Genomic DNA, 10,752 nt, shown 5'->3' with positions numbered 1-10,752 from the left:
TGACGGTGAGAAGTTACGCTCTCGGAGCTGGCACGGCCAGTTCCGAGAGCTCACGCGCAAGTGTATCGTGCATAACCTATCGCAGGCGGCGAGTTAGAGCTCGCCGCCTGCTCTCTTTCTCTGGACGTATCCGCCAGAGGCATCGCCGTCATCCACGTATGAATCCTCACAAAGTGACCTAATTCTGATGGTTGCAGAATCAACGGACTGTACTTCTCCCACATTATCCAGATCTCAAAACCAGCAGTACAGAAGTTCTAACGACATTAATCTGAATATCAAAATTCCAATACTGCCGCTGTCTTGCGTTCAACAGAGCAAGCTGAGCACCTCGGCCGCGGTGGTGTCGTCGACCGTCTGCCAGATCGCAACGTAGCCGATGACGACGATCCCCACGAGCAGCCCGATCAGTGACCAGAGAAGTTTCGAGCGGCCAGCGTCCTCGAACTCCTTGCGGGCGACGGTCGGCACATGCGAGGTCATCGTGCCACCTCCGGTTCCGTCGCGATCGCATCGGCCGGTCCATCCTGTGTCTTCGAGTCGTCCACGTCGCCGTTGGTCAGCGCCGTAAACAGCGACTCGAGCGACACCTCGTCGATCCGCAGATCGCGAATCGTCGCACCGGCATCGGCGAGTGCGGTCACCAGCCGCGCCTTCGCGGCCGGATCGGCGATCGTACACTCGAGGGTCCGACCCGACGCGGTGACGTCGGTGACACCCTGCAACTCGGCGGCGACCGATCGGACCTCGGCGGCGGGACCGGCGAGTGTAAGCGTCATGGTCGCGCCACCGCCGAACTGCTCGCGGAGGCCCTCGATCGTGTCGACGGCGACGAGTTCGCCCTCGTTCAAGACGCCGACACGGTCACAGACCGCCTCCACGTGCTCTAAGATGTGGCTCGAGAAGAAGACGGTCGTCCCGCGTTCGGCCTCGCTGCGGACGAGGTCCTGCATTTCGCTGATGCCGTTGGGATCGAGCCCACTCGAGGGCTCGTCCATGATCAGCAAGTCGGGATCGCCGACCAGCGCGATACCGGTTGCGAGGCGCTGGCGCATCCCTTTCGAGTAGTCACCGGCCGGTCGCGCGGCGTCGTCAGCCGAGAGCCCGGCCCGCTCGAGAATCTCATCGGGGTCGTCGGTGGCACCTTTCGTCTTGATCGCGAACTCGATGTGCCGGCGGCCCGAGAGTCGTGGGTAAATGTCGAACCCTTCGGGGAGGACACCGACACGGGGACTGATCGCGTCGGCCTCGGCTTGAGCGTCGTACCCCAGTACCGTGGCCGACCCAGCGGTCGGCCGCGTAAAGTCCAGTAGCATGTTGATCGTCGTCGACTTCCCGGCCCCGTTCGGACCCAGAAAGCCGAACACCTCACCCTCCTCAACCACGAGGTCGAGGTCGTCGACGGCGGTGAGGTCGCCATACGCCTTCGTCAAGCCGGTCGTTTCGATCGCGGACATCTCGATCCATCGCTACATCAGTCACGTGTATAGTCCGGCACGCACGATTTCAGGGACAGAAACTGTGGGTTCTTTTATATCTACCTGTCATACGAACAACTGAATGCCCGACGATGAGGAGCAAGAGCTGCTGGCGTTACTCGATGACGAGTATGCCCGGCGCATCCTCATCGCGGCCAGCGAGGAACCGATGTCCGTCGAGCGCCTCACCGAGTGCTGTGACGCGTCACCGCCGACGATCTACCGGCGGATCGACCGGCTCACAGCACAGGGGTTTCTCGACGAGTACCAGGAGCTCGATCCCGATGGACACCACTACAAGACCTACAGCACGCGACTCGAGCGCGTGGCGATCGAGATCGCCGAGGGCTCGATGGAGATGGACGTGTACCGCCGCGATGAGGACCCTGCCGACCGGTTCACCCGGTTGTTCGAGGACCTGTGATCACGATGGACGGAGTGGCGCTTCTGACCAGCACTGGTGGGGAGACGACGATCGCGATCGCCGTCGTCGTCGGCCAAGCGGTCGCGTTCGTGCTGGCCTGCTGGATCGCAAAACGGGCCTACGACGGCTACCGGGCCGCCCGTCGGCCGCCGTTGCTCTGGCTCGCATTCGGGATCGCACTGCTGGCCGCAGTGCCGACGGTCGTTCGATTCCTGCTCCCGACGCTGTTTGGCGCAGCCTCGCTGACGACAACCGTCCTCGCGACTGCAAGCGAGATCGCTGGGCTCGTGGCGATCCTCTATATCGTCTACGGCCGCCCGTGAACTGCCCACGCCCGCCCACGGCGATCATGACCACGACACTCGCGATACGTATGCCATCCGCCCCGTTCGACACTAGACGGGCCGCTCGTCAGAGGTGGATACGATGAGCGTGCAACTCGACACCGCAGGGCTCGCTATCTGTACCCCGCTCGAGACGACGGTACTCGGCCTCGACGAGTCGACGACGATTTTCTTCGTCGGGATGGCGAGTGCCGTCCTCGGCACTGTCGTTGCGTGGACGGCCTATCGGGGCTACGCCCGAAACGACAGCCAACCCATGCTGTTTCTGGCGATTGGCGTCGCCTTCCTCACGGTGGTGCCGTTCGTGCTCTCGCATACGATCGATCGGCTGACCGACGCAACCGACGCGGTGGTGTTGCTCGTCGTCACCGGCTGTCACCTGCTCGGTCTCGTCGCAATCGTTCGCTCGTTCAGGAGGCCCACCTAACACCCATGTCCACGTCATCACCACTCTCGACAGCCGGAACCGCTCTCGAGCGTGCTCGCGCCGTCATCCGCTGGTTCATCGGTGTCGCTGCTCGGAAACGAACGTACACCAACATGGGGTACCTCTTTCTCTCCTTTCCACTCGGGATCGGCTACTTTACGGTCCTCGTGACCGGCTTTGCGATCCCGTTCGGGCTCCTGTTTGCGCTCATCCAAATCGCCAGAAACGACCCGGTCGCGCTCCTGATCGCTGGAATCCCGATCGCGCTCGTCATCGTGTGTCTCGGGATTCCGGTCGCGTTCTGTACCCTGGTCGCCTCGATCGAGTTGAGCGCACTCGAGCGCCGACTTGCCGATCGACTGCTGGGTACCGACATCTCGACAGCCGATCAGGCTACCGGCCTCCGCGAGTGGGCAACGCGAGTCGTCACCGATCGCAGTACGTGGAAAGGCGTGGGGTACCTATTCAGCAAGTTCGTTATCGGGACGGTCTCGTTCATCGTTCTCGTCCTCGGTGGGACGGTTACGTACGCACTGATTGCGGCACCACTTCACTACCAAAACCAGCTGGTCGGCATTCACCTCGGCGATCCGATCGAATTCGTCCCCGAACTCACATACCAACACGACGGCTGGATCATCGACATTGCCCCGATCACGCTCTCGATCGCCGACGGCGAACTGATCTCGCTGTACGTCGACTCGCTTCCGACAGCACTTGCCGTCTCCGCGTTCGGCGTCGTGGTCGGGCTCGTCGTCTTACACCTGTTCAACGCTGCTGCATGGCTCCTGGCACGGTACACGAACCTCCTGCTTCGGAACGCACAGCCGTCGATCGTGAGCGAACCGCCCGAACTGTAGGTCGTCGGTGCATCCATCCGACGTCTCGGGGCGACCGTAGCCACACGATGGCGAATCCGGATCCAAATTTATTTGGAGATACTGGTTTCCCCGAGTGGCTCCAAGGCTGGACTGCGGCAGGGAAGTCTCCCAACGTACCCCCACCCTATCCCCACTTCCTTGCCGTCTCTCTTCCGACCACCCATCCCACTCCCCCCTTTCACCGTCCCACTGCAGGTCCCTCATTCCGTGCCCGTGTCCGATCGGCTCGGCATCGAGATCAGTGCAACCACAGTGACACGAGCGGGCGATTCGTTTCGACTCCGGAAAACGAAGTTCGCTGAATCGAAGGAGTGTTTTGTGTGCGGGCCATCCTAGGCACCAATGAGTCAACAGAACCTCGAGTCACTCGACGTCGAGGCGATCCGCGAGGAATTCCCCATCCTCGAGCGAGAGTTCGACGGCGAGCAGGTCGTCTACCTCGACAACGCGGCGACGACCCAGACGCCCGACCCGGTCGTCGATGCGATGAGCGACTACTACCGCGAGTACAACGCCAACGTTCACCGCGGGATCCACCATCTGAGTCAGGAAGCGTCGATCGCCTACGAGGAGGCCCACGATCGCGTCGCCGACTTCATCGGCGCTGACGGGCGCGAGGAGATCATCTTCACGAAGAACACGACCGAAGCCGAGAATCTGGTGGCCTACGCGTGGGGCCTGAACGAACTCGGCCCCGACGACGAGATCGTCCTCACCGAGATGGAACACCACGCCTCGCTGGTCACGTGGCAACAGATCGGTAAGCAAACTGGCGCTGACGTCGAATACATCCGGGTAACGGAGGACGGTCGCCTCGACATGGACCACGCTCGCGAGCTCATCACGGACGACACCGCGATGCTCTCGGCGGTCCACGTCTCGAACACGCTCGGCACGGTCAACCCCGTCTCCAAACTCGTCGACATCGCCCACGAGCACGACGCGCTGGCGTTCATCGACGGCGCACAGGCCGTCCCCAACCGCCCCGTCGACGTCGACGCCATCGACGCCGACTTCTACGCGTTCTCCGGGCACAAGATGGCTGGCCCGACCGGGATCGGTGCGCTCTACGGCAAACAGGAACTGCTCGAGGAGATGCAACCCTACCTCTATGGCGGCGGCATGATCCGCAAGGTCACCTTCGAGGACTCGACCTGGGACGAGCTGCCCTGGAAGTTCGAACCCGGCACGCCACAGATCGCCGAAGCCGTCGGCCTCGTCGCCGCGATCGACTGGCTCGAGGAGATCGGCATGGATCGGGTCCAGGCTCACGAGGAGGAGATCACCCGCTATGCCTACGAGCAACTCACGGCCGAACCGGACGTAGAGATCTATGGCCCCGAACCCGGCTCCGAGCGAGCCGGACTGGTCGGCTTCAACGTCGACGGCGTCCACGCCCACGACCTGGCCTCAATCATGAACGACCACACGGTCGCGATCCGCGCCGGCGACCACTGTACCCAGCCGCTCCACGACAAGCTCGGCGTGGCGGCATCCGCTCGCGCCTCCTTCTACGTCTACAACACGAAAGACGAGGTCGACAAGTTGGTTGCGGCCATCGACGACGCACGTCAGTTGTTCGCGTGAGCGAACACTGACTGCGAGGAGATGTCGACGTCTTGCCGAGCGTGCGAGGCAAGGCTCGAAGCGGTGTCGCCGCTTCGTGGATTTTTTCGCGACGTGCGAAACGGCCAACAAAAACCGCCGACATCGAACTCCGTCGCATGCCAACGCGACCGTCGACTGTGGCCCCGGAACCCTTTTACAACTCACTGGCCTATTCGTTTTCAACGATGGGACTGGGTTCCGATATGTATCGACAGCAGATCCTCGATCACTACAAGAACCCCCGCAACTACGGGGAACTCGAGGATCCAACGTTTACCCACGTCGGCGAGAACCCGATGTGTGGCGATGAGATTCGCATGGACGTCAAACTCGACGACGACGAGGAGACGATCAAGCAGGTCGCCTTTTCCGGCGACGGCTGTGCGATCAGTCAGGCCTCCGCCAGCATGCTCTCGAAGGAACTCCGGGGCAAGACCGTCGACGAGTTACTCGAGATGGATCGCGACGACGTGATCGATATGCTCGGCGTCGACATCTCGCCGATGCGGGTCAAATGTGCGGTCCTGGCCGAGAAGGTCGCCCAAGACGGCGCGGAGATCTATCAGGGTGACCTCGACGTCGAGAAGACGACGACCGAAGACGACTGACACGGTCTGCTGTTTTCGCGGTTCGGTCTCAGACAGGTTTCGCGTTTCGGTACCATCGCCTCGAGCAACGGCAGCCGTCCCGAGACGGTCGCAGTCAGCAGTCGAAATGGGACTGCTAAGAAAACGCCGTGGTGCTAGCAGCCAGAGATCCGCTTATTCCGGCTTCAGGCCTTCGTCCTGAACGCGCATGACGGCCTCGCCGTCGGCGAGGTTCGGCGCGTCGACCAGTCGGACGATCCGCTTGTCGCCTTTGGACTTGCGGAGATAGATCCGGAACGTCGACTTGTGGCCCAGAATGTTGCCACCGATAGGCTGGGTCGGGTCGCCAAAGAACGAGTCGGGGTTGGAGGCGACCTGATTGGTGACGATGACGGCGCAGTTGTAGAGGTTGCCGACCTTATCGAGGTCGTGGAGGTGTTTGTTGAGCTTCTGCTGGCGATTGGCGAGTTCACCACGACCGACGTACTCCGCGCGGAAGTGGGCGGTCAGCGAGTCGACACAGAGCAGGCGGACGGGATACTCCGACTCCTCGTGTTCGCCCGCGAGTTCCTTTGCCTTCTCAGCCAGCAGCATCTGGTGGTTGGAGTTGAACGCCTTCGCGACGTGGATCTTCTCGAGGAAGTCCTCGACGAGGTCGTCGACGGCGTCCTCGTCGTCGGCCGAACCCTCGATTTCGCGATCCTCGAGGGCTGCATCGATCGCCTCGTCCGGCAGCCCCCGTACCATGTCATCGATCCGCTCTGGGCGGAAGGTGTCCTCGCTGTCGACGAAGATACAGGAGCCGTGGAGGCCGCCGACTTCCTTCGGCAGCTGGACGTTGACGGCCATCTGGTGGGTTACCTGAGACTTGCCGGCACCGAACTCGCCGTAGACCTCGGTGATCGACTGGGTTTCGATCCCACCGCCCAGCAGGTCGTCGACCTCGTCGATGTGCCAGCTGAGCTTGCCGATCTCGTTGCGGCGCTCGAGGACCGTCGAGCCGGTTTCGAAGCCACCGATGTCGGCGGCGTCGCGGGCGGCACGGACGATGTCGGATGCGGTAGACTCGCCGACATCGGCCGTATTCGAGAGTTCGGAGGGGGAGGCAACGGCGAGGCTCTGGAAGGAGTCGAAGCCTGCGTCGTGGAGTTTGTCTGCGGTCGCCGGTCCGACGCCGGGGAGCGTCTCGAGATCTGCTTCGGGCATACTCTGCCGTTGTGCTGGACCCCCCATAAACCCTCGTTAACAGGGGAGTGAAAGTGAAAGTGCCGGCGGGCGCGGGGGTGCTCCGAAACGACTGCACTACATTTATCAGAGAAGGCGCGCCTCGATAGCGAGAATCGACGCAAGCGTCGCAGGACGAATGTCAGCGATTCGGGGCGGCCGTCTCCCACTCGAGACAGGTGAGACGGTCGTCGTCGCTCCCGACGAAAAGCCGGCCGGCTGCGACCGCGGGCGTGTCGCTGACGGCATCCGCGAGGGCAACGTGCCAGATCGGTTCGGCATCGGCAACGGCGATCCCGTAGAGCGACCCGCTCGCGTCGCCGACACAACAGACGTCGCCGATGACGACGGGTGCCGAACGAACCGGGCCGTCGAGTTCGACCCCTTTGCGCGAGAACAGCCAGCCGCGTAGTTTGCGCCGGCCGACGGTCGTATCCGTGACGTGGCAGTAGCCGTCGGTCGCGCCGACGAAGGTCGTCTCGGCGGCCGCGAGTACGGTCGGCGACGTGGTGAACCCGCCCTGTATCTCGTAGGTAAACCATGTCTGGCCGGTGGCGGCGTCCAGCGCGAGCATCGTCCCCGCGCGGTCGGCGACATAGACCCGATCCGCGGCGACCGTCGGCCCGGTCGTGACTGCACCGCCAGTCGGCGCAGTCCAGAGTTGGTCACTGGTCTCAGCCTCGAGTGCGAACACCGTCCCGTCTGCGGTCCCGGCGAACACCCGTTCCTCGGCCCACCGTCGATCCGGCCCCGATAGCTGGTCGGTTTCGAGCAGAGCCGTCTCGTCCGGTTCCGAAAGCGGGGATCCGGTCGATCGGCTCCGATCCACGTCCCGGCCATCGGCGACCGCCGGTGTGCCAGTGACTGCCGCGTCGGTCTCGTGAGTCCACAGCACCGCGCCCGTCTCGGCGTCGAGCGCGGACAGCCCGGTTGCGTGACCAGCATAGAGGCGGCCGTCCGAGAGCGTGAGGTCAGACTCGAGATCGGCCAGCAGCTCGACCTCCCACGCCACCTCGCCGGTGGCGGGCTCGAGCGCAACGATCGTTCCATCGTCGGCCCCCACGTAGAGTCGGTCGCGAGTGACGACCGGTGTTGTGTCAGTTGCGGTCGTTGTCTCGAAAACCCACCGCCGGCGGCCCGTTTCGGCCTCGAGCGCGTAGCAGTTCCCCCGAGTCGTGCCGACGTAGACGGTGTCGCGATCACACACCGGCGATCCCGGTGGGCCGACGAGGTCAACAGTCCATGCTTCGGTGACGCGGGACGGCCCCTCGAGGTCGCGCTGGAGCCCCGAGTTCTGTGGGTCTCCCTGCTGCTGGTTCCAATCGGTCACTACGTGTGGCTTCCGGCCGAATTGCTATAAGAAGGGTGGCTGTCACAGCACTGGTCTCAGCAGAGCATCGGAGCAAAGTCGAGGGCGAACGCCGGGTCCGCGACGCAGCAGGCCGTATGAGCCGTGTTGTCCGGCAGTATCACTCCGTTTCGCCAGGTTCACCGCGCGAGAACGCCACTCAGCGCGGCGATACCCGTCTGAGCGAGCCAAGTCGCCACGTTCGGATTGGAGGGGTCCAGACTCGAGGAAAGACCCGATTGCGCGGTCAAGCTTTAACCTGTTTTGTGCCCAACTAGTGTTGGACGTCCGAAAACGCCCTGCATGACAGTATGGTAGCCAACACAGCCGTCACCCGCGACCAGAACTACTATGTCCGTCCCGGCGGTGTCCGCCGAGGAGATCCGAACGGCCGCGTCAGGGTCGGACTGAGACAACACGGAGAGAGCGACTCCCGAGTGGTCGACCGATGAGATTTCTCGAGGTGTTGCCGATGGTGTTCGTGATGATTGCGGGCCCACAGATTCTTAGCGCCATCTTCCTCGCAACGAGCAGAAACTGGCGTCGAAACTCCGCTGCGTTCGTCGGTGGTGCGGCCATCTCGATCTCACTGGTCGTCGCGGTTGCATACGAGGTAAGCGCCGGTGTGACCGAACAGGAACCATCGAATACGACGCTCAGCGCGATCGTCCTCGTCGCGCTCGTGCTCGCGATGATCCACACCTATCTCACGCGAGAGACGTCGGAACCGCCACGATGGATGGGCAAACTCGAGACCGCAACGCCCCGGTTTTCGTTCAGACTCGGCTTTCTCCTGATGGGGTTTTTCCCGACGGATATTCTCACGTCGGTTGCCGTCGGCTCCTATCTGGCGGCCCGTGATGCGTCGTTGCTAGACGCAATTCCGTTTATCCTCTGTACGCTTCTGGTGCTTGCACTCCCATCGCTTACCCTGGTTGCCTTCAGTGAGCGCGCCGAAACGTTCCTTCCGAAGGCTCGCAACTGGATGGACGCGAACTCGTGGATCGTCAACGAACTCGTGATCCTCTTGTTCATCGCGATGTCGATCAATAATCTCCTCGGCTGATACGGGTTCCTGGCACTAGGTACCGGTGGGCCCACAGGGCGGTCGTGGCCCCACCGACACTGACAGCAGACCGTATGATACTGCCGGACAACACGGTGCAGACATCGATCGCACTCGAGACGCGATCGAGTAGTCACTGACCTTTGTCCGGTCGTATGAGTACCCGGACTGGGTCGCTCGGCCAGCCGGCCTCCGCTGTATGATAATTCATGTCGACGCTGGCCCAGTAACAGCCCTCATCTCCGTACCGTCAGATATTCTGTCTGAGCGCTTGTACTCTCCGAAAACGCTGAAAAGAACGTTATAACCGTTGGAAGCCTACCACACGACTGACCATGGAATTAAATTGGAAAGCAATCGTAATCGGGTTCGTCGCCACCCTCGCCTTCGGAATCGTCAGCGGGCTCATCGTCGCGGGAACAGAACTCATGTCCCTGGCGACATCCTGGGCAATGATCGGCATCGTCGGCGGGCTCGTCACCGGGTATCTCGCCGCTGGGACGGTGAGCACTGGCGCGGTCCACGGTGGCATCGCAACCGTCCTCGGGTCGCTCATCACACTGGCGATCGTGACGTTCACCACGCTGCTCTTTGCAGGGGTCGTCCCGACGTTCGGCGTGCTCGTCGGTGGCTTGCTGCTGATCGCGTTCTACGCCATCCCCGGTGCCCTCGGCGGCGCGGTCGGCTCGTGGGTACACGGACGCCGGGCCGCTCGGAAGATCGCCGGCGCACGGGCGTAAGCGAATCAGCAAGTGACGACGTTTTTGACTCGTCACTCTCCGACACTGCTAGCCGGCAGAAACGCCCACCGAACGTTGCCACGCCACCGGCTCACGGGTATGAAAGGGACAACGGCAGGAACGGGAGCAACTGGTGTATGGCGCAGTTGTGATGATGTGACGGTTGGTGATGTGGCGTCTGAGTTCCTGCCGCGTACCTCCTCGTACGCGTCGAACTGGTATTCCACTGTCTCCAAAAGAATTTGGTACCTGTGCTCGTGCTCCGCGCTGGACGCCGAACCGGCCTCGATCGCTGCACCGATCACTCGGCTGTGTTGAATCACTAGACGGCGGCGGGATAGGTCGCTAAATCAAAGGTGTTGAAGCGGGAGAGTCGAGTTGTCCATGACCCAAATCTCCCGCTTCATTGGGGAAGTTGTCCCGGTCGCTCAAAACGTTACTGGCGATGGAGACGAATCCGCCGCCCCGGAAGGAGGCGGCGGATTCGCCGACTATGCCCTCGTTTCTCTCCATTGTCTGCGGATTTACCTCGATACGTCCTACCGGATGACGATAGACCTGCTCAAAGAGATGCCACAAATAACCGGGGAGATCGGCCTCAGCGCGGCCGATCTCCCCTCACCAT

At 62.3% G+C, this 10,752-nt stretch carries 11 protein-coding genes and 3 pseudogenes; 10 read left to right on the top strand and 4 right to left on the bottom strand.

Going from position 1 to position 10,752, the window contains the following annotated elements:
- Nucleotides 1–97, top strand: a pseudogene (locus tag BSG09_RS20510) (IS5/IS1182 family transposase); the annotation flags it as partial.
- 218 nt (nucleotides 98–315) lie between these two features.
- Here BSG09_RS20510 and BSG09_RS19320 read toward each other — a convergent pair.
- A pseudogene (locus tag BSG09_RS19320) lies at nucleotides 316–483 on the bottom strand (ABC transporter); the annotation flags it as partial.
- A complete protein-coding gene (locus tag BSG09_RS19315; RefSeq protein WP_092936038.1) occupies nucleotides 480–1,457 on the bottom strand; it encodes an ABC transporter ATP-binding protein in 978 nt (325 codons plus the stop codon). The gene BSG09_RS19315 and the pseudogene BSG09_RS19320, both read right to left, overlap by 4 nt.
- A gap of 103 nt (nucleotides 1,458–1,560) precedes the next feature.
- On the opposite strand from BSG09_RS19315, the gene BSG09_RS19310 reads away from it, so the two are divergent.
- The 6 genes from BSG09_RS19310 (at nucleotide 1,561) to sufU (ending at nucleotide 5,770) form a co-directional block, all read left to right on the top strand.
- Complete coding sequence (locus BSG09_RS19310; RefSeq protein ID WP_092936036.1) at nucleotides 1,561–1,902, top strand: ArsR/SmtB family transcription factor; 342 nt, start codon at nucleotides 1,561–1,563, stop codon at nucleotides 1,900–1,902.
- Nucleotides 1,903–1,907: 5 nt separating this feature from the next.
- Nucleotides 1,908–2,225, top strand: coding sequence for a hypothetical protein (locus tag BSG09_RS19305; RefSeq protein ID WP_092936040.1), 318 nt, complete (start codon nucleotides 1,908–1,910; stop codon nucleotides 2,223–2,225).
- Nucleotides 2,226–2,328: 103 nt separating this feature from the next.
- A complete protein-coding gene (locus BSG09_RS19300) occupies nucleotides 2,329–2,673 on the top strand; it encodes a DUF7521 family protein (protein WP_092936033.1) in 345 nt (114 codons plus the stop codon).
- Between the two features lie 5 nt (nucleotides 2,674–2,678).
- The gene (locus BSG09_RS19295) at nucleotides 2,679–3,533 is read left to right on the top strand and encodes a sensor domain-containing protein (protein ID WP_092936031.1); all 855 of its coding nucleotides are present in this window, start codon (nucleotides 2,679–2,681) and stop codon (nucleotides 3,531–3,533) included.
- A 363-nt stretch (nucleotides 3,534–3,896) separates the two neighbouring features.
- Nucleotides 3,897–5,141 carry an aminotransferase class V-fold PLP-dependent enzyme gene (locus BSG09_RS19290; RefSeq protein ID WP_092936029.1) on the top strand — a complete coding sequence of 415 codons (1,245 nt, stop codon included), beginning with the start codon at nucleotides 3,897–3,899 and terminating at the stop codon, nucleotides 5,139–5,141.
- 206 nt (nucleotides 5,142–5,347) lie between these two features.
- Entirely contained in the window at nucleotides 5,348–5,770 is a 423-nt protein-coding gene (gene sufU / locus BSG09_RS19285) for a Fe-S cluster assembly sulfur transfer protein SufU (RefSeq protein ID WP_092936027.1), read from the top strand.
- A 153-nt stretch (nucleotides 5,771–5,923) separates the two neighbouring features.
- On the opposite strand, the gene radA is transcribed toward sufU, so the two are convergent.
- Together radA and BSG09_RS19275 are read right to left on the bottom strand one after the other, a co-directional pair.
- Complete coding sequence (gene radA / locus BSG09_RS19280) at nucleotides 5,924–6,955, bottom strand: DNA repair and recombination protein RadA (RefSeq protein WP_092936025.1); 1,032 nt, start codon at nucleotides 6,953–6,955, stop codon at nucleotides 5,924–5,926.
- A 160-nt stretch (nucleotides 6,956–7,115) separates the two neighbouring features.
- Nucleotides 7,116–8,303, bottom strand: a complete 1,188-nt coding sequence (locus tag BSG09_RS19275) for an outer membrane protein assembly factor BamB family protein (RefSeq protein WP_092936023.1) — start codon at nucleotides 8,301–8,303, stop codon at nucleotides 7,116–7,118.
- A 466-nt stretch (nucleotides 8,304–8,769) separates the two neighbouring features.
- Between BSG09_RS19275 and BSG09_RS19270 the strand changes: the two genes are divergently transcribed.
- The 3 genes and pseudogenes from BSG09_RS19270 to BSG09_RS19260 form a co-directional block, all read left to right on the top strand.
- Complete coding sequence (locus BSG09_RS19270; protein ID WP_092936021.1) at nucleotides 8,770–9,387, top strand: GAP family protein; 618 nt, start codon at nucleotides 8,770–8,772, stop codon at nucleotides 9,385–9,387.
- Between the two features lie 335 nt (nucleotides 9,388–9,722).
- A complete protein-coding gene (locus tag BSG09_RS19265) occupies nucleotides 9,723–10,127 on the top strand; it encodes a DUF5518 domain-containing protein (RefSeq protein ID WP_092936019.1) in 405 nt (134 codons plus the stop codon).
- 384 nt (nucleotides 10,128–10,511) lie between these two features.
- Nucleotides 10,512–10,752 (top strand): annotated as a pseudogene (locus BSG09_RS19260) (IS5/IS1182 family transposase); the annotation flags it as partial.

Source organism: Natrinema hispanicum (assembly GCF_900111485.1).
Classification (GTDB): Archaea; Halobacteriota; Halobacteria; order Halobacteriales; family Natrialbaceae; genus Natrinema; species Natrinema hispanicum_A.
Note: the sequence above shows the minus strand (reverse complement) of the source record. Positions and strands in the feature narration are given on the sequence as shown.